Origin of the sequence: Sagittula sp. MA-2, from assembly GCF_030126985.1 — a bacterium.
In the GTDB taxonomy this organism is placed as follows: domain Bacteria; phylum Pseudomonadota; class Alphaproteobacteria; order Rhodobacterales; family Rhodobacteraceae; genus Sagittula.
Map to the genome: position 1 here is coordinate 58,798 of NZ_CP126147.1, position 18,613 is coordinate 77,410.

Genomic DNA, 18,613 nt, shown 5'->3' on the forward strand with positions numbered 1-18,613 from the left:
TCTCAGATCACGGCTTCGATGAGAAATGGACCGGGGCGGGAGCAGGCCGTCTTGAGCAGGTCGGCGAAGCTCTCGGCGCTTTCGGCCCTTGCGGCCTCCACACCCATGGCGCGGGACATGCCCACCCAGTCGAGCGCGGGGTTGTCGAGGTCCAGCATCTTCCGGGCGTTTTCGCCTGCTACACCGGCGCCGACGTTCTTCAGTTCGCCGTGGAGGATTGCGTAGCGACGGTTGGCAAAGATGATGGTCACCACGTCCAGCGCCTCGCGCGCCTGGGTCCACAGCGCCTGGACCGTATACATGCCCGATCCGTCGGCCTGCAGGCTGACCACCTTGCGATCCGGGCAGGCGACGGCTGCGCCGGTTGCCATGGGCAGGCCGAGGCCGATGGCGCCGCCGGTCAGTTGCAGGAACTCGTGCGGCGCGGCGCCGTAGGTGTGGCGGAAGAAGTCGCGGCCCGACGAGACGGACTCGTCGCAGATGATCGCCTGCTCCGGCATGTGATGCGCCAGCGCCAGGGCGATGGCCTCCGGCGTCAGTTTGCCCGTGGCCAGGGGGGCGGCGTTGCGCGCAACGTGGCGAGGGGCAGGGGCCATGCCGACCTCCTGCCCGAGGGCGTCAACGGCGGCGGCCAGATCGGTGGCCGCATCGGCCATGTCGATCACCTTGCAGGTCTCGGGCAGCATCTTGCCGGGCTTGCCGGGGTAGGCGAAGAAGGCCACCGGCGCCTTGGCACCGATCAGGATGACCTGCTCCGTCGTGGCAAAGCAGGCCAGCGCGTCGTCGACCTTGTAGGGCACGCGGTCCAGCGCGATACGCCCCGCGCCGCGTTGCATCCGGCCGTTGGATTGCTGGGCCATCAGCCGCGCACCGCTTGCCTGTGCAATGCAGTCGAGGATGTCCAGAGTATCGGCACGGAGCGCCCTGCCGGACACGAGGATCGTCGTCTCGCGCCCGGCACGCAGCGCCTCTGCCGCCGCGCGGATACGATCCGGGTCGGGTTTGGCGGGCGTGGGCGGGGCAAGCACCAGCGCCGGAACCGGCGCAGTTTCCGACCATGCCGCATCGGCGGGCAGAATCAGTGTCGCGATCTGGCCGTTGCCGGAACGCGCGGCCTGGATGGCTTCTTCGGTCTTTGTCTTCAAGGAATCCGCGTCGGCGCGTCCGACCCAGTGGGACATCGGGCGCGCGAGGCTTTCGATGTCGGAGGTCAGCGGCGCGTCCAGCGCAAGGTGATGGCTGGCGTGATCGCCCACCACGTTGACCATCGCCGTGCCTGCCCGCCTGGCATTGTGGATGTTGGCCAGCGCATTGGCCAGACCGGGCCCGAGGTGCAGCAGCGTCGCCGCGGGCTTGTCGGCCATGCGCGCATAGCCATCCGCCGCGCCGGTCACCACGCCTTCGAACAGGCCCAGCACGCAGCGCATCGCGGGCTGCCGGTCCAGCGCGGCAACGAAGTGCATTTCGGACGTGCCCGGGTTGGCAAAGCAGGTGTCGATGCCGTTGGCCAGCAGCGTCTCGCAGAGAATGTCCGCCCCGGTGGTGCTGGCGGTGATGCCGGTATCGATGGTCATGCGATTTCCCTGTCGTTCTCTGTGTCTGGGTCGTTCATTGCACCAAGCGCCGCCAGCCGTGTCCAGTGACGCGCGGCATCCGCGAGCGTGTCGCGGAACAGGTCGAATTTGGCCCGGGCATAGTCCGCCTCCGGCCCGGTTGCCGGTTGCACGCGTTCTTCCGGAGCGCCAATCCAAAGGTCGGCGATGTCGTCGTTCGAGGCCCCCAGCAGATGTTTCGCCGCCACGGCGGCCAGTCCGCGCGGACCCGCGTGGGAGGTCGGACTGCGCAGGACCGTGCGGCCTGTCACGGTGGCAAGAAAACCGGCGAAGGCCGCATCCCGGGCGAGCCCGCCGCCAAGCGCCAACGCGCCTTCACCCGTGCCCATCATGTCGTGGCTGGTGCGCGCGGCAAAGGCGAGCGCCTCCCGCCCGGCCCAGGCGATCTGTTCGGGCGTCGTGGCGGAGGTCAGGCCAAGGATCGCAGTGCTGGCCTGCGGTTCGGTCCATGGCGTGCGCTCTCCGCCCGGGGCCATGAAGGGGTGCAGGACAATCCCCGAACGTGTCGGCGCTACGCGCTCGGGCAGGTTCGCGAAGCGATCCGCGAGGTGGGACAACAGGCTTGCGCCGTTGAAACACGGATGCACGCAGAGATAACCGTCACCGATCACGAACTTCTGGATCATCGCACCGCGCGGCGTTTCCGGCATTCCGTCTGGGTCGGCGCGCAGGCAGGCATGGATCGCGGACGTGCCGAAGACCGAAGCGTTCGACACTTCCTTTCGCGTGCCCAGCCCGATGCCGATCAGGGTGGCCTGCACGTCGCCCGGTCCCATCAGGACGGGCAGACCGTCAGGCAGACCCGTCAGTGCGGCGGCAGCGGAGGTGAGCGGCGCGCGCGCCTCGCCGACCGGCTTCATCTCGGGCAGCAGTTCGATTCCGCGGTCCAGACCCAGGGCATCCTGCACGTCTCTGGACAAGGCGCCGGTGCGCCAGTTGCCCCAGAGCGGCAAGACGACCGTGGGCTCTCCGACCAGTTGGCCGGTCAGTTCGTGGAACAGCCATTCCTTCAGGCGCAAGGCATGGTGGATACGCGCCAGCCGGTCCGGTTCGTGGCGCTGCAGCCAGAGCAGTTGCAGGCTCTGAGCGGCGGCCGTCGGGCGCGAGGCGGTGATGGCCTCGACCCGGTCGACGGCCTTCTCCAGCTCCGCCACCATCCCGCGCGCCCTTCCGTCCAGCCAGGTCAGGGCCGGGCCGACGGGCGCGCCAGCGGCATCCAGCGCCCACAGGCCGTCGCCCTGACCGGTCAGAACCAGACCCTCCGGACTACCCTCTGCCTTCTTGGCGCAGCTGCGCAGCACATCCCACGCCAGGGCAAGGGTCCGGGGCATGTCCTGCTCGACCCGGTCGCCCTGCCGCCGCATCGCATCGTTGGGACGTTCGACCTCCGCCACAAGGCGGCCCGAAAGGTCGAAGGCCGCCGCCTTGACCGAGGTGGTGCCGCTGTCGAGACAGAGGATGATGCGCGGGCGCATGATGTCAGGACGCCTTGCGCAGGGTGGCTTCGGCGGACTTGCTCTGCTGGCCGTAGGTCTTGAATTTCTCCAGCACCTCGGCGATCTGCGCGCTCGACAGGACCGGAGGCTCGCCGTTCGGCAGCAGCAGCAGGTACTGGTGGGCGAGTTCCTCGACCGTGACGGCCAGCGACAGGGCCTTGGCGATGTTGATGTGCCCGGTGATGACCCCGTGATGCGCCATCAGGCAGGCGCGCCGGCCCTCCAGCGCCTCCACAACCCGGTCCGCCAGCTCCTGCGTGCCGAACAGCTCGTAGGGCGCGCAGCGGATGCTCTCGCCTCCTGCCGCGGCGATCACGTAGTGGATGGCGGGAATGTCCCGGCCAAGGATCGACACGCTGGTGGCATGAGTCGAATGGGTGTGCACCACGGCGTTCAGGTCAGACCGCGCCTGCAGGATGTCACGGTGAAAGCGCCACTCGCTCGACGGCAGCACGTCCCCCTCGTAGGAGGCATCCCAGTTCATCGCCACGACATGCTCCGGCCGAAGCTGGTCGTAGGGAATGCCCGTGGGCGAGATCAGGAAGCCGTCGCCGTGGCGCACGCTGATGTTGCCGGAGGTCCCCTTGTTGATGCCGAGGCCATTCATGGCGCGGCAGGCTTCGATCAGCTCGGTACGCAGGTTCAGCTCTTCGTCGGTCATCGGATGGTCCTTCAGGTACACAGGTGATGCGGGCGGTCCCCCGCGAGAAAGCGTGCCACGTCCTCGGCGATCATCGTCGCCGCCTTCGTCGCGGAGAAGCGCGATGCGCCGGCGATATGCGGGGACAGGGTGACGTTCGGCAGTTGCAACAGCGGCATGTCGGCAGGCGGCGGTTCAGGGGTGAAGGTATCCAGCGCCGCGCCGCGCAGATGGCCCGAGCGGAGCGCATCGTAGAGCGCGTCGTAGTCGAGTACCTGACCCCTCGTGGTGTTCACGATGTAGCCGCCGGGTTTCATCGCCGCGATGCGCTCGCGGCTGATCATGCCCATGGTCTCGGGCGTGACGCGTGGATGCAGGGTGACCACGTCTGCCTGCGCCATGAGGTCGTCCAGCGGCAGCTTGCGCAACCCGGCGGCCTGTTCCTCGGGGGTCAGCTCCTTGAAGGGATCGTAGATCAGGATGCCGCAACCGAAGGGCTGCAACAGCTTCGCGACGCGGGTGCCGATGTCGCCGAAGCCCACGATGCCCACGGTCAGCTCGCAAAGTTCCGGTCCGGCGTTGTCGTAGTGGTAATAGTCTCGGCTGAAACTGCCGTTGCGCACCGCCATGTGCCCGCGCACGAGGTTTCGCGTCTCGGCCAAAAGCGAGGCCACGGTGAATTCCGCTACGGCAGAGGCGTTCCGTCCGGGGGTGTTCACCACGGTGATGCCGCGCGCCCGGGCTGCCGGCATCTCGATGTTCACCGGGCCGCCGCGCGACACGGCGATCAGCCGCAGGTCCGGCGCATGTTTCAGGCTGTCGGCGGTGATGGGCGCCAGATGGGTGACGAGGATGTCGAGCCCTTCGAGGAAAGAGAAGTAATCCTCCGGCCTTCCGACGAATTCCGCCACGGGCAGGGAGGGGTCGTGCTTGGTCGACTTCAGCTTCAGCGGCCAGTCCAGCTCCATCTGCCGGAACTCGGTCGGGGTGTCGGAAAGGCGCGCCGCAAGGGCTGTGCGGAACTGCTCGGGCTTCATGAAGCCGTCGCCGATCACACCGATGGTCAGCGGCTTCGTCTGCGGACGGGGGGACGTCAGGGTCGTCATGGCTCAGACCTCCTCGGTGGTGCGGCTGTCGCTCAGCCCGGGCAGCACGGAACGGAAGCGTTCCGGGTCAATGCCGCGCTCTGTCAGGACTTCGGCGGTGTGCTGGGCAAAGCGTGGCGGGGCGGAATGGTACCGAACCGGCGTGCGGGACAGTTTCACCGGGCTGCCGGTGCCGCGATAGGCGCCGATGTCGACGACCATTTCCCGGTGCCGCGTATGGGGATCGTCGACCACCTGGTCGATGCTGCGCACCGCACCGCAGGGCACCCCGGCGCGGATCAGCGTCTGGGCCAACGTCTCGCCGTCATGCGCCGACATCTCCTTTTCCAGCGCCTCTTTCAGGGCCGCGGCATGGGCCAGCCGGTCGGCGTTGCTGGCAAAGCGCGGATCGTCCGCGATCTCCGGTGCCCCGACGGTCTGGCAGAGCTTCACGAACTGTCGGTTGTTGCCCACGGCGAGGAAGATCGGATCGCTCCCGGTCGCGTAGGTGTCATAGGGGCAGATGTTGGGATGCGCATTGCCAGTGGGCTGCGCCACCTTTCCGGACATGTAGTAGTTGGGCAGGTGGGGATGCAGCAGCGAGACCCCGCAGTCATACAGCGTGGTTTCGACGAACTGGCCTTTGCCGCTGCCATTGCGTTCGTGCAGCGCCATGCAGATTCCCAGCGCCGCATTCAGGCCGGTCACCATGTCGACCACGGGCAGACCGGCGCGCAGCGGTGTGCCGCCCGCCTCTCCGTTGACGCTCATGATGCCGCAGACCGCCTGGATCGCCGCATCGTAGCCGGGCAGGCCGCCCATCGGTCCGTCCGCGCCGAAACCGGAGACACGCGCATGGATCAGCCGGGGAAAGCGGGCCTGCAGCTCATCGGTGCCCAGCCCCCAGCGTTCCAGCGTGCCGGTCTTGAAGTTCTCGATGAACACATCGGCGTCGGCCAGCAGTTCCAGCAGAAGCTCCCGGCCGGCCTCTTGCGAAAGATCGACAGAGATCCCGCGCTTGTTCCGGTTCAACCCGTGGAAATAGCTGGCCGCCCCGTCGCGGAAGGGTGGCCCCCAGCCGCGCGTCTCGTCCCCGGCGGGCGGCTCCAGCTTGATCACGTCGGCGCCGTGGTCGGCGAGGATCTGTCCGCAGTACGGCCCACCCAGGACCCGGCTGGCATCGATGACCCGAAGGCCGGAAAGGGAACTGTGTGGCTGCATCGGGGTCTCCGTCGTCGTTTCGTGGTCACGCATCTTGCAAGTGCGCCTGTGCGTCGATGTCCTGCCGCCATGCGGCGGCGAACGCGGGGTAGGTTTCCGACACCTCGTCCAGCACCCGCCCCCGCAGCAGGGCGAGCGTCTGCGCATCCGGGGCGGGTGTCCGGGGCGTCCGTTCTGCCGCGGCGTAGGCGAACCCGGTCTCGGCGCGGATGCTGTCGGCGCTCTCCCCTTCGTGGGCCGACTGCAGGGAAAAGCGGGCCTGCGCCTTGTCGAAGGAGAACAGCGCCTTGCTGGTCAGCAGGGCGACCGGGCCGCCGGGCCTGTAGACGTCGTCCGGGCTGGTGCCGGGGGCCGAGATGAAATCGACCTTGTCGACCAGAACCCGCGGGCTGTGTTCCTCTCGGAAGAGGATGACGCGCGGCACGACGTAATAGAGGTATGCGGACCCGAAGGACCCCGGCCAGCGCACCTTCGTCGCGGGATAATCGCCGACACCCACGAGGTTGACGTTGGCCTGCCCGTCGATCTGACCGCCGCCGAGGAAGAACGCGTCGATACGCCCCTGGCCCGCGCAGTCGAACAGTTCGCACGATCCGTTGGTGAAGAAGTTGTGCTCGGCCGAGCCGAGGATCGAAAGCCGCACATGGCGCTCCGGCTCTGCGAGGGCCCGGCACAACATCGCGCCCGCTGCGGGTATAGGTGAGGACGCGCCCACGGCGACATGGCGGACGCCCTCCAGAAGGCGCGCGATGGTGAAGATCAGGGTTTCGCGGGGGAGGGCTGTCATGCGGAGACCTCCTGACGCTGCCAATTGGCGGGCTCTGCCATCCATGCGTCGAAACCGTCCTGCGTCCGCGCGGCTGTGGCGTAGGACATCAGCGACTCGGTGTCGGTCGGGTATTCGCCCCACAGCCCGTAAGGCCATGTGCCGCGCGGCACATGCGCGATCGCGGCCACATAGAGGGCGGGAAGCACTCCGGCGGCGAGGGTTTCATCCTCCAGCAGGTTGCCCTCGTAGATGCGGTCGACGGTCACGAGGCTCTCTGCCGAGGCATAGGCCATCGTTGCAAGTTCGCGCCGCCGCCCGATCCAGACGTTGCCGGATCGATCCGCCATGGGGGCGTGGAAGATAGCCACGTCCGGATGGATCGCCGGAATCAGCGTCACGGGGTCGGGCTTGTCCGAAAAGGGGTTGTCGATGACCTTCCAGTCGGGCCGGTTCTTCAGGACGTCAGACCCGATGAGGCCGCGGATGGACAGGAACGGCGCCCCCTTCTGCGCGGCGATCAGGCCCGCGTGGACCGCGGGACACGTGGCGTCGATGACCCTGAGGCTGCCCGCCTTAACGGCAGCATTGAAGCGGGGCGCACCGCCCGCTTCGCCAAGGCTGACGGCACTGGTCTCCACCTCGGCCACGCAGCCGGCACCGATCAGCATATCCACCTGCAGACCGCCCGTCGGCACGCAGACAAGCCGCAGGTCGCGCAGGCCGCTGTCGATCATCGGGCGCGTCATCGCCATGGCAACGCCGGCGTAATCGACGGGCAAGGCTATGCGCATTCCGCTGCGCAACCGCAGCGCCATGTCCTTCAGATCGTTCAGCATGGGGCGCCCTTCTCCGATATTGCCGCGCCGCAGCGCAAGATGTTCCACAATTCAGAACAGTAATCCGGAAATAAAGGTAGACCGGCCTCAGGTGGCGTGTCAATGGCCCGGAAAATGCCGTCTCTCCCCGAAATCTTGACCTGAAATCAGACATTGACAGATCGAGAATCCGAACGAATGATATTTGGCAATACAATGTTCTATAATTTGGAACACGGAGGAGGTGAAGGTGACCCTGGCTCAGCAGGAAGAAATCGCGGCTCTCGACCCGCCGGCGGCAGGACCCATGAGTTCAAGCGCAATCGGATCCAGCATTTCCATCCGCGAGGTGACCAAGCGATACGGCGCCTTCACGGCAGCGGACCGTATATCGCTCGACATCGAACCGGGGGAATTCGTGACGCTCCTCGGCCCCTCCGGCAGCGGCAAGACCACGCTGCTGAACCTCCTTGCCGGGTTCCAGTCGATCGACAGCGGCGGGATCGTCGTCGACGGCAAGCCGATCCATGGCGTGCCGGTGCACAAGCGCGGCTTCGGCATGGTCTTCCAGAGCTACGCGCTGTTCCCGAACATGACCGTCGCCCAGAACGTGGCCTTCCCGATGCGGATGGCGGGCGTGAACCGCGCCGAGAGCGACCGCCGCGTGGCCGAGACGCTGGACATGATGCGCCTGGCCGAACACTCGTCCAAACAGCCCTCCGAGATGTCGGGCGGGCAGCAGCAGCGTGTCGCCATCGCCCGCGCCATCGTGATGCGGCCGAAGGTCGTGCTGATGGACGAGCCGCTGAGCGCGCTGGATCGCCGCCTGCGCGAAGAGATCCAGATCGAAATCCGCGCCCTGCACCAGGCCATCGGCAGCACGTTCCTCTTCGTGACGCACGACCAGAGCGAGGCGCTGACCATGTCGGATCGCATCGCGGTGATGGAGCAGGGCAAGATCGTGCAGGTCGCTTCGCCGGAAGAGATCTATCGCCGCCCGCGCAACCGCTTCGTCGCGGGCTTCGTCGGTGAAAGCAACCTGATCGAGGCCGAGATCCTGCGCCGCGAAGGGGGCGCCCTGACGCTGCGGACCCGCACCGGCCACCAGTTCCGCGCGGAATCGCGGGATGAGGTCACGGGCCGCAATGTCACCGTGCTCGTGCGGCCCGAACGTCTGCGCCTGACCGACACCGCGGGGCCGGGCACGATCCCCGCGCGGGTCGTCTCGGCGCTGTTTCTGGGCGAGGTTCTGCGGATCGAGATCGAACTGGACAGCGGCGAGCTGCTGCTGGTGCGGTGCCCTGACCGCGCGGGCCATGCCCTGCCCGCGATCGGCAGCGTGCAGCATGTCAGTTGGGGCGCCGAAGACGGCTGGGTGATCGCATGACCGATCTTTCCGCCTCTGCCTTTCCGCGCCGCCCGGTCGCCGAGCGGGTGAAGGCGCGGCTGACCGACCCTGCCATGCTGCTGGTCCCGGCCCTGGCCTTCCTGGGCTTCATGTACCTGATGCCGCTTGTCGACCTGGTGCGGACCAGTGTCGAAGGCGCGCCCTGGTGGGCCGACCTTGCCCGGGTCTTCTCGACGCCGCTCTACCTCGACTCGCTCGTGCGCACGATGCGTATCGCCTTCACCGTGGCGCTGCTGTGCGCGGTCTTCGGATTGCCCGCGGCGCTGCTGATCCAGCGGACCAAGGGGATCACCCAGGTTCTCGTCGCGACGGCGATCATCCTGCCGTATTTCATCGCCATCCTGATCCGCACCTACGCCTGGATGGTGCTGCTGGGACGGAACGGCCCGATCAACAAGTTCGCGGTCTGGATCGGCGCCTTCGACGAACCGCTGGGCCTGCTGTTCAACCGGGGCAGCGTTCTCCTGGGGATGTCGGCGGTGCTTCTGCCGATCATGGTGCTGAGCATCTATTCCAGCCTGTCGCGCCTCGACCCTGCGCTGCTGCGTGCGGCGCTGGCGAACGGGGCGGGACCATTGGCCGCCTTCTGGCGCGTGCTTCTGCCGCTGACCCTGCCCGGGATCGGGGCGGGCTTCCTGCTGGTATTCGTCCAGGCGCTGGGGTTCTTCATCACGCCGACCCTGCTGGGCGGGCCCGGCGACATGATGTTTGCCATGCACATCACGCAGCAGGCAGACACGATCACCGGCGAAGGTTTCCTGCAGGCACTGGCCGTGGTGCTTCTGGTCATCACGCTGATTACGGTGGCCGTCGCGGGCCGGTTCCTTGGCTTCGAGTTCATCTGGGGCGGCAACCGTCAGCCCGCGCCGAAGCTCAAGCACATCCGCACCCCCGGGAAACGCCCCGGAGGTCTGCGGGCAACCGCCGCCGACCTTATCGGCTGGCCGGTCCTGCGCCTGATGGGGCATCTGAATGCGCGCTGGGGAGCCTGGACGGTCCGGATCGTCGGCGGCCTGATCGTGGCGACGCTGGTCCTGCCGATCGTGGTCGTCATGATCATCTCGTTCAGCAAGGCCAGCTACCTGACCTTCCCGCCGCCCGACTATTCGCTGCGCTGGTACGAGAAGTTCTTCTCCGACCGCAACTGGATGTCGGCCTTCTGGAACTCCCTCGGGATCGCGGTGATCTCGGCCGGGATCTCGGTCACGCTGGGCGCGGCCGCGGCCATGGGCATCGTCCGCAGCACGATCCGGCACAAGTCGACCCTGATGCTGCTGCTTGTCAGCCCGATGATCGTGCCGCCCGTGGTGCTGGGCCTGTCGCTCTACAGCCTGTTCCTGAAGTTCGACATGGTGGGCACCTACTGGGGCCTTGCCGCCGCGCATTCGATCAACGGCATTCCCATCGTGGTGGTGATCGTCGCGGCCTCGCTGCAGGGCGTCGACCGCCAGCTCGAACAGAGCGCCGCGGTCCATGGCGCCTCTCCTCTGACGGTGTTCCGCACCGTGACGCTCCCGGCCATCGCGCCGGGGATCGGGGCGGCGGTGTTCTTTGCCTTCCTGCATTCCTTCGACGAGCTGGTCCTGACGCTGTTCCTGTCCAGCCCGCGGATGAAGACCCTGCCGCTGATGCTCTGGGGGGACATCAACTATCAGCTCAACCCGGTGCTCGCCGTGGTCTCGACCCTCGAGGTCCTGCTGGTGGTCGGCGGCATCATCCTGGCGCGCCCGGTTCTGACCCGGGCCCGCTGAAGACCGACAACGACAAGACCATAACGATCAATGAAGGAGGAGAAGACATGACTGGTAACAACTGGAGACGGACGGGCGCCTCGGCGCTGGCGATCACGGCCCTGATGGGGGTCTCTGTCCAGACCGCCGCGGCGGACGAGGTGATCATGCAGGATCCCGGCGGCAGCTACGGCGACGCCCTGCGCTCGGTGATGTACGACAGCTTCGAGGACGAGACCGGCATCGACGTGATCACCGTCCAGGAAGCCCGCTCCGGCCCGCGGATCAAGGCGCAGGTCGAAGCCGGCAAGGCCGAGTGGGACCTGACCTTCATCTTCGACCAGGAGACCAAGCTGCTGGGCGACTGCTGCCTTGCCGACATCGACTATGACGCGCTCTCCGACGAGGCGAAGGAAACGCTGGCGACGATGCCGGACAACCTCAAGCGTCCCAAGGGCGTGGCGCTCCAGGTCATCGGTGTCGGGCTGGTCTACAACACCGACGTCTACAGCGGCGACAACGTGCCTGACAGCTGGGCGGACTTCTGGGACGTCGAAGCCTTCCCGGGCAAGCGCTGCATGCCCGCATGGCCGCGTTTCAACATGGAAGCAGCGCTGATGGCCGACGGCGTGGCGAAGGAAGACCTGTATCCGCTCGACATGGACAGGGCGCTCGCCAAGCTGGAGGAAATCAAGCCGCATGTGACCAAGTGGTGGACCACATCGGCACAGTCGCCGCAGCTACTGCTGGATGGCGAGGCGGACATGTGCATGGCCTACACCGGCTCGACCTCGATCCTCGCCCTCGAAGGCGCACCGATCGAAGTGGAGTGGAACGAGGGTTTCGTGTACTATGACTTCTTCTCGATCCCGAAGGGCGCTCCGAACTACGAGAACGCACTGAAGCTGCTGTCCTGGCGGCTTGATGCGGAACGTGCGGCGGAACTGACCTCGACCTACCCGGTCGCGCTGCCCTCTTCTCTGGTCTACGAAAAGGCGGACCCGGAGATCAGCCGCTACTGGGCCAACCGTCCCGAGAACATGGAGAAGGCCATCGAGTGGAGCCCGGAATACTGGGGCGCCGCGTCGGGTCACGGCGACATGACCAACGAGGAATACGGCCAGGAACAGCTGAACGCGCTGCTTGCGCAGTAGGCAAAGGCCAAGGCAATAGGGCGGCCGCGGGTGAAACTGCGGCCGTTGCCTTGTTAGGCCGCCTGCTGGCATGGTGCTGCGGACCGGACACCTGCCCGACAGGGACCGGCCAGAAGACGAAGTGGGGGACATGGACAAGGCATTCATCAAGGGGCTTCGGCTGATCGAGGCACTGGCCTACAGCGACGGACCGCGCGGCGTGACGGAACTGGCTGCAGAGCTCGAGCTGACCAAGAGCAACGTCCACCGGCTCCTGACCACGCTGTCCATGCACGGCTACGTGCGGCAGGACCCCAGGCATTCCGGTTACGAGCTGACGACCAAGATCTGGGAACTCGGCAGCCAGGTGATCCGTCGCATCGACCTGACCAGTGTCGCACGTCCCGCCATGGAACGACTGGCCGCACTGACCGGCGAGACGGTGCACCTGTCGACCCTGGACGAGACCGATGTCGTCTACCTGGACAAGATCGAAAGCAGCCATCACATCCGGGCGCACACCCACGTCGGGCAAAGGGCGCCCGCCTACACCATGGCGACCGGCAAGGCGATGCTGGCCCAGATGCCGGATTCCTACCTTGAACGCTTCCGCTACAAGCTGGAGGCATTCACCCCGACCACCATCACCACGATGGACGCGCTGTACCGCTCCGTCGACGAGGTGAGGCGCGCTGGATTTGCGCAGGTCCCGCACGGAGAATGGCGCGAGGGCATCGCGGCCTGCGCCTGCGCCGTTCTCGGCCCGCAGGGCGATCTCGCGGGCGCGGTCGGCGTGTCCGGCCCGGATCTGCGCATGACCCAGGAGAAGCTTGACGCCTTCGCCCCCCATGTCGTGGAAGCCGCCCGCAAGATTTCGGCGGCATTGGGCTACATCGAACCGGACCGGTCGGCGAACTGACCAAGGGCGGCTGGCAAACCGCATTGCCGAGCGCCGGCGCCCTGCTTGACACCCCCTTTGGTCGTTCTTCGGCATGGCGCGTATTTCGACACGCCATGCCTCCGCCGCCGTCAAATGCGCAGACCGCCAGCGGCTGTCCGCGACCGGCTCAGGACAGCCAGTCCAGGTAGGACTGCGTGCCCCCGTTGCGCGTGTCCGAATGTGCGGTGCGCGCATCGATTGCCGACGCCTCTTCCGGGGCCGAAAGGACGCGGGGCAGCGCATCGCGCACCAGCTCGGCCTGGCCCGGCGTGAGGTTGCAGGGATCGAGGTCGAAATAGCCTTTCTCGACTTCGTGCCCCCGAACCACGATGGGCGGATCGAGCCGGCCGAAGGCCACCGCGAACTGTGCGGCAGAGGCGCCCGCCTTTGCAGGATCGACAAAGACCCGCAACCGTTCGAGCGGGTTGTCGGTGGGATCCGGCAGGGGCAGGGCTGTGATGCCGGGCAGGGCGCAGGCCGCCTGCCACATCTCCAGCGCCCGGGTTTCCTCGGCCCGGACGGCGGCATGGTCGCGCTCCAGCCATTGCTCCATCGCGGCGATGGCGCCGGCGATGCTCTCCTTGCCGATCTTCATCCCGCGCCCGATCCCGATGTTCTGCAGGTAGGCCGCGCGCACCAGATCGCGCCGCCCGGCGACGATGCCCGAGGTCGGCCCGCCGAGGAATTTGTGCCCGGAGTAGATCGCGATGTCCGCCCCCTTGGCCAGCATCCCGGTCAGGTCGTATTCGGACGCCGCATCGACGATCACCGGCACGCCCTTTGCGTGGCAGATCTCCACGAAGCGGTCGAGCGGCATCATCCCGTAGTCGACCACGTGATGCGAGACGACGTAAAGCGCGGCACAGGCGCCTTCGAGCGCAGCTTCGAGCTGGTAATCGCGGGTCAGGGTCGATTGCCCGACGATATGCAGCTTGCCGCCAGCCAGCGCCACGGCCTGCGCCACCGGCGCACCGTATTCGCACAGATGCCCCATCTGCACCGCCACGCCATTGTCCGGGCCCGGCTCCAGCGGCAGCGCCTCGACCTTCGCCGGGTCAAGGCCGGTCAGGCACCCGGCAATGGCAAGCGTGATCCCCGCGCTGGCGGAGGCCGTCAGGAAACCCGCCTCGGCGCCGGTCAGCCGTGCGATCACCTCGGACGCCCGCGCCTGCAGTTCATGCATCTTGACGAAGCGCGGCATGACCGCCGCCGTGGCCTCGGCCACCCTCTTGCTCGTCACCGAACCGCCAAGCGAGGTCATCGTCCCCGAGACATTGACCACGCGGCCCAGCCCGTTGGCATCGTGCCAGCTCCAGTCCACCCCGTATTCTTCGTTCTTCCGCATGGGACACCCTTTCAGCTTGCGCAGTATTCCATAGTTATGATTTATGATCCCCAGTCATGGAGATCCGTATGAGCGACACGACCGAACCCCGCCGCACCCGCACCAGCGGCCTCGACCGCGCGCTGCAGATCCTCGACATCCTGACAGAGCGCCACGGGCCGATGACGGGCTACGAGCTGGCGAAGGCCAGCGGCGCGCCGCCCTCGACGGTCTACAAGATCGTGGACGAACTGATCGAGCGGGCGATGCTGACGCGCACCTCGGACGATCGCGTCTGGCTCGGGCCGAGGCTGATGCGTTACGGGCTGACCTACCGTGCCCGGATGAACGCGTTTGGCGAGGCGGAACGGGCGATGTTCGCGCTGAACGAACGCGTCCGCGAGATGGTCCAGATCTGCGCCCGCGACGAGGGCATGATGCAGGTGGTGGCCATGGCGGAAGGCTCCGCCGGGCCGTTCCGCGTCACATCCGACGTAGGCACCCGGGTTCCGCTGAACTGGACGGCCTCCGGACGGCTCCTGATCGGGCACCTGCCCGACGCCAAGCGGCTCGAGGTGTTCCGTGCCTGCGCGCGGCCGTCGTCCACCGGGCTTGCCGAAACCGATCCGCAGCGGCTGTCGGAGATCAGCCGCAAGGACTTCCTCGACGGCCTCTCGGTGCAGATCGACACCTCGGAAGACCAGGTCGCCTGCATCGCCGCGCCGATCCGGGACTTCGACGGCGAATGCCGGCTGACCCTCTCCGTGGTGATGCCCAAGCACCGGGTGGAAGAGAAGTTCGAGATGGTGGCCCGCGAAGTGCGGGCGGCGGCGCGGGACGTCGAAAAGGCGCTTGGCCTGCGTCACGGCTGACCCTGCTCGGAGGCCAGTTCGAAGATGGCCTCGATCTCGACCGTGATGCGGTTGGGCAGAGATCCCACGCCGAAAGCGGAACGCGAATGCACGCCCGAGGCGCCGAATACCGCGCCAAGCAGGTCCGATGCGCCGTCGATCACGAAGGGATGGCGTTCGAAATCCGGATCGGCATTCACCATGCCGAGCAGTTTCACCACACCCTTGACCCGGTCGAGCGATCCCAGGTGGTCGCGCAACGCGGCGAGAATGTTGATGGCGACGAGGCGGGCATGTGTCCGCGCCTCCTCTGCCGTGACTTCGGAGCCGACCTTGCCGCGCCGGAGCGTCCCGTCCGCCTCCACCGGGCCCTGGCCCGATACATAGATCAGCCCCGCCGCCACGCGCACATTGGTGAAGGCCCCGATGGGCGTCGGCGCACGCGACGGCAGGCCGAGGTTCAGGCTTTGCAGACGCGCTTCCGGTGTCTCCGCGCCCGGGGTTTCAGAGAGGGTGGCGGGTTCACTGGACATGTCGTACCTCGGGAATCTTGCAATAGGTCAGGTGATCTGGGGCGAGCGCATGGGCCTCGGGCGTTCCGCGCGCGCAACTCTCTTCGGCAAAGGCACAGCGCGTGCGGAAGACGCAGCCAGAGGGCGGCGACAGCGGGCTCGGGATATCGCCCTGCAGCGCCACGCGGTCGCGCGGCGCGCGCGGATCGGGCAGCGGGATCGCGGAATTGAGCGCGCGGGTATAGGGATGGCCGGAGGCGCGGTGCACGTCGGTTACCGGACCCACCTCCATCAGCCGCCCGAGATACATCACCGCCACCTGGTCGCAGAGGTAATTCACCACGGACAGGTCGTGGGCGATGAACAGCATGGTCAGGTTGCGCTTTTCCCGCAGGTCGAGCAGCAGGTTCAGCACCTGCGCCTGGATCGAGACGTCGAGCGCAGAGACGCTTTCGTCGGCCACGATAAACTCCGGTTCGAGCGCGAGCGTGCGGGCAAGGCCGATGCGCTGGCGCTGACCGCCGGAGAAGGCATGCGGATAGCGGTCCATGTGGTCGGGAGACAGGCCGACCTCCTCCAGCAGGGCCGCCACACGGTCGCGCCGCTCGCGCCGCGTGCCGATATCGAAGGCCTTCAGCCCTTCGGCAACGAGGTCGCCGACCTTGAGGCGCGGGTTGAGGGAAGACACCGGGTCCTGGAAGATGATCTGCATCCGGCGGCGCATCTCGCGCATCTCGCGCGGGGGCAGGGCGGTGATGTCCTGCCCGTCAAAGATCACCTGCCCGGAGGTCGGTTCCACAAGGCGCAGCAACGTCCGGCCCAGCGTGGTCTTGCCGGAACCGCTCTCGCCGACAAGGCCCATGATCGCGCCCTTCGGGATGTCGAGCGACACGTCCTCGACCGCGTGGACGGTGCCGGAGCCGGTCTGGAACCGCTTCGTGAGGTTGCGCAGGCTGACAAGCGGGCTCATGCGGCTTCTCCCGCGTGGTCGAAGATGCAGGCGGACCGGTGGCCGGGGGCCTTGGTCTCCAGCGGGACCGGCGACATGCAGGCGTCCTGGGCAAAGGCGCAGCGCGGCGCAAAGGCACAGCCGGGCGGGCGGGCGGAGAGCGGCGGCACCGAACCGGGGATCGGCACGAGACGGTCCTGAACCCTCGGATCCGGGTGCGGGATCGAGTGCAGCAGGCCTTGCGTATAAGGATGACGCGGCGCATCGAAGAGCGCATCCACGCCCGCCTGCTCGACCACCGTGCCGGAGTACATGACGGCCACCTCGTCCGCCATCTCCGCAACGACGCCCATGTCGTGGGTGATGAACAGGATCGTCATGTCCATGTCCTTCTGCAGGCGGCGCATCAGGTCGAGGATCTGCGCCTGGATCGTCACGTCGAGCGCGGTGGTCGGCTCATCCGCGATCAGCAGCGCCGGGTTGCAGATCATCGCCATGGCGATCATCACGCGCTGCCGCATCCCGCCCGAAAGCTCGTGCGCATAGGAATCCACCCGCTGCGCCGCGCCGGGGATCTCCACGAGGTCCAGCATCTCGATGGTCCGCTTGCGGATCGCCTTGCTGTCGAGATCCTCGTGCAGAAGCAGCATCTCCCCCACCTGGTCGCCGACGGTGAACAGCGGGTTGAGCGAACTCATCGGCTCCTGGAAGATCATCGACATGCCGGGACCGCGCAGGGCCCGGCGCTCTGCCTGGCTCAGCCTGTTCAGATCGTGGCTTACCCCGTCCCGCGTGGTGAACCGCATGTCGCCCGACACAACCCGGCCCGAGGGCGGCAGCAGCCCCATCAGCGCCAGCGAGGTCACCGACTTCCCCGAACCGCTTTCGCCCACCAGCGCCAGCGTCTGCCCCCGCGCAAGGCTGAAGCTGACGTCGCGCAGGGCGGTCAGTTCGCGGCGCCCCTTGCCGAAGGCGACGGTGAGCCCGTCGACAGTCAGGATCGGTTCGGTCATGGGAGCCTGCGCGCCGCCTGCTGGAAATCGCAGCCCAGCACGGTGCCACGCGGTTCGAAGACCTTGTCCATCACCATGGCATTGCCCTGGCTGTCCAGCACGTCGATGGCGCAGTCCTCGAGGTCGAAGACGGTGAAGTCCGCGCGCATCCCCGGGGTCAAACCGTCCTTGCCCGACAGGCCCAGCACGGACCGTGGCGCGTTGGTCGAGGCCTCCACCACGTCGTCGAACGGCAAACCCACCGCCAGCAGTTTCGAGAGCGTCGTCGACATGTCGTAGACCGGGCTCGCCATCGAATGCTTGTGCAGATCGGTGGAGATCGAGAAGGGCCGCAGGCCGTCGGCGATGGAGTCGCGCGCGGTCTTGAAGTTGAACGACGCGCCGCCGTGGCCGATGTCCATGAGGATGCCACGCGCCGCGAGGTCCTGCGCCATGCGGAACAGCGCCTCGGTGTCGCGGATCGACCCGGCGGGCTTGCCGTTGAAACAGTGGGTGACGATGTCACCGGGCGAGAGGATCTCGAACACCTCGTCGATCAGCGGGGGCGGCTCGCCCACGTGCACCATGAGCGGCAGGTTGGTCATCTCGGCCACGCGCTTGGCGATCTTGGCGGGGGTGATGCCCCAGCTGCCCACGATGACGCCCGACGCGCGCACCTTGATGCCGCAGATCACGTCGCGGTTGGCCTCGATCACCTCCAGCGTCCGGTCGATGTCGATCGACCGCCAGTCGATCAGTTCCGGCACGCGGTTACAGGCGACAAGTCCGATGGAGCCGATGTTGAGGAAGGCCTTGATGGTCTCGGACTGCGGCTCGATCACGTATTCGCGCAGCCCGTGGAAGCTCGCCTCGCCCGCCGACCCTGCGTCAGCCATGGCGGTGACGCCGGTGGGGCGGCCTGCCTCCGACGCGCGGATGGAGATGTCCGTGCCGCCGTGCCAGACGTGCACGTGCAGGTCGCACCAGCCCGGCGAGAGATACGCGCCGTTCAGGTCGAGCACCTCGGCGTCCGCAATGGCAGAAGCCGCCACGGTGCCGTCATCGGCGACATGGATCGCCTCCGGCGCCCGGTCGAAGCCGGTGGCCCGGAAGTTGGTCAGGGTGAGCGCCATAA

General features: G+C 67.1%; 17 protein-coding genes. 5 read left to right on the top strand and 12 right to left on the bottom strand.

All coding sequences use genetic code 11. The features are described 5' to 3' along the window. Nucleotides 1-2 precede the first annotated feature (2 nt). The 7 genes from QNI11_RS23240 to QNI11_RS23270 are packed head-to-tail and all read right to left on the bottom strand — an operon-like array spanning nucleotide 3 to nucleotide 7,660. Nucleotides 3-1,574: an acetolactate synthase large subunit gene (locus QNI11_RS23240; RefSeq protein ID WP_283983603.1), complete on the bottom strand. Its 1,572-nt coding sequence runs from the start codon at nucleotides 1,572-1,574 to the stop codon at nucleotides 3-5. Next, a complete protein-coding gene (locus QNI11_RS23245; RefSeq protein ID WP_283983604.1) occupies nucleotides 1,571-3,088 on the bottom strand; it encodes an FGGY family carbohydrate kinase in 1,518 nt (505 codons plus the stop codon). The genes QNI11_RS23240 and QNI11_RS23245 overlap by 4 nt, the downstream gene beginning before the upstream one ends. A 4-nt stretch (nucleotides 3,089-3,092) precedes the next feature. After that, entirely contained in the window at nucleotides 3,093-3,770 is a 678-nt protein-coding gene (locus QNI11_RS23250) for a class II aldolase/adducin family protein (protein ID WP_283983605.1), read from the bottom strand. Nucleotides 3,771-3,781: 11 nt separating this feature from the next. After that, nucleotides 3,782-4,855, bottom strand: coding sequence for a 2-hydroxyacid dehydrogenase (locus QNI11_RS23255; protein WP_283983606.1), 1,074 nt, complete (start codon nucleotides 4,853-4,855; stop codon nucleotides 3,782-3,784). A 3-nt stretch (nucleotides 4,856-4,858) separates the two neighbouring features. Next, nucleotides 4,859-6,055, bottom strand: coding sequence for a CaiB/BaiF CoA-transferase family protein (locus QNI11_RS23260; RefSeq protein WP_100931576.1), 1,197 nt, complete (start codon nucleotides 6,053-6,055; stop codon nucleotides 4,859-4,861). A 25-nt stretch (nucleotides 6,056-6,080) separates the two neighbouring features. Beyond that, nucleotides 6,081-6,842: a CoA transferase gene (locus QNI11_RS23265; RefSeq protein ID WP_283983607.1), complete on the bottom strand. Its 762-nt coding sequence runs from the start codon at nucleotides 6,840-6,842 to the stop codon at nucleotides 6,081-6,083. After that, complete coding sequence (locus QNI11_RS23270; RefSeq protein WP_283983608.1) at nucleotides 6,839-7,660, bottom strand: CoA transferase subunit A; 822 nt, start codon at nucleotides 7,658-7,660, stop codon at nucleotides 6,839-6,841. The genes QNI11_RS23265 and QNI11_RS23270 overlap by 4 nt, the downstream gene beginning before the upstream one ends. 286 nt (nucleotides 7,661-7,946) lie before the next feature. On the opposite strand from QNI11_RS23270, the gene QNI11_RS23275 reads away from it, so the two are divergent. The 4 genes from QNI11_RS23275 to QNI11_RS23290 all read left to right on the top strand — a co-directional run bounded on the left by QNI11_RS23275 (nucleotide 7,947) and on the right by QNI11_RS23290 (nucleotide 12,829). Further along, a complete protein-coding gene (locus tag QNI11_RS23275; RefSeq protein ID WP_283983609.1) occupies nucleotides 7,947-9,026 on the top strand; it encodes an ABC transporter ATP-binding protein in 1,080 nt (359 codons plus the stop codon). After that, a complete protein-coding gene (locus QNI11_RS23280; RefSeq protein ID WP_283983610.1) occupies nucleotides 9,023-10,798 on the top strand; it encodes an ABC transporter permease subunit in 1,776 nt (591 codons plus the stop codon). Before QNI11_RS23275 ends, QNI11_RS23280 begins: the two co-directional genes overlap by 4 nt. A gap of 47 nt (nucleotides 10,799-10,845) precedes the next feature. Further along, nucleotides 10,846-11,931 carry an extracellular solute-binding protein gene (locus QNI11_RS23285; RefSeq protein WP_283983611.1) on the top strand — a complete coding sequence of 362 codons (1,086 nt, stop codon included), beginning with the start codon at nucleotides 10,846-10,848 and terminating at the stop codon, nucleotides 11,929-11,931. A gap of 130 nt (nucleotides 11,932-12,061) precedes the next feature. After that, nucleotides 12,062-12,829 (top strand): IclR family transcriptional regulator, encoded by a 768-nt coding sequence (locus QNI11_RS23290; RefSeq protein ID WP_283983612.1) that lies wholly within the window; start codon nucleotides 12,062-12,064, stop codon nucleotides 12,827-12,829. Nucleotides 12,830-12,977: 148 nt separating this feature from the next. Here the strand turns inward: QNI11_RS23290 and QNI11_RS23295 are convergent, their stop codons facing one another. Next, nucleotides 12,978-14,195, bottom strand: a complete 1,218-nt coding sequence (locus tag QNI11_RS23295; protein WP_283983613.1) for an aminotransferase class V-fold PLP-dependent enzyme — start codon at nucleotides 14,193-14,195, stop codon at nucleotides 12,978-12,980. 68 nt (nucleotides 14,196-14,263) lie between these two features. Between QNI11_RS23295 and QNI11_RS23300 the strand changes: the two genes are divergently transcribed. Continuing rightward, the gene (locus tag QNI11_RS23300; protein ID WP_283983614.1) at nucleotides 14,264-15,046 is read left to right on the top strand and encodes an IclR family transcriptional regulator; all 783 of its coding nucleotides are present in this window, start codon (nucleotides 14,264-14,266) and stop codon (nucleotides 15,044-15,046) included. Here the strand turns inward: QNI11_RS23300 and QNI11_RS23305 are convergent. Genes QNI11_RS23305 through QNI11_RS23320 form a run of 4 tightly spaced genes read right to left on the bottom strand, consistent with a single transcriptional unit; the run spans nucleotide 15,037 to nucleotide 18,611 of the window. Continuing rightward, nucleotides 15,037-15,558, bottom strand: coding sequence for a RidA family protein (locus tag QNI11_RS23305; RefSeq protein WP_283983615.1), 522 nt, complete (start codon nucleotides 15,556-15,558; stop codon nucleotides 15,037-15,039). The two genes, QNI11_RS23300 and QNI11_RS23305, sit on opposite strands and share 10 nt — an antisense overlap. Next, nucleotides 15,548-16,507: an ABC transporter ATP-binding protein gene (locus QNI11_RS23310; RefSeq protein ID WP_100931554.1), complete on the bottom strand. Its 960-nt coding sequence runs from the start codon at nucleotides 16,505-16,507 to the stop codon at nucleotides 15,548-15,550. The genes QNI11_RS23305 and QNI11_RS23310 overlap by 11 nt, the downstream gene beginning before the upstream one ends. Continuing rightward, nucleotides 16,504-17,499 (bottom strand): ABC transporter ATP-binding protein, encoded by a 996-nt coding sequence (locus tag QNI11_RS23315; protein WP_283983616.1) that lies wholly within the window; start codon nucleotides 17,497-17,499, stop codon nucleotides 16,504-16,506. Before QNI11_RS23315 ends, QNI11_RS23310 begins: the two co-directional genes overlap by 4 nt. After that, nucleotides 17,496-18,611, bottom strand: a complete 1,116-nt coding sequence (locus tag QNI11_RS23320) for an amidohydrolase/deacetylase family metallohydrolase (protein ID WP_283983617.1) — start codon at nucleotides 18,609-18,611, stop codon at nucleotides 17,496-17,498. The genes QNI11_RS23315 and QNI11_RS23320 overlap by 4 nt, the downstream gene beginning before the upstream one ends. Nucleotides 18,612-18,613 lie beyond the last annotated feature (2 nt).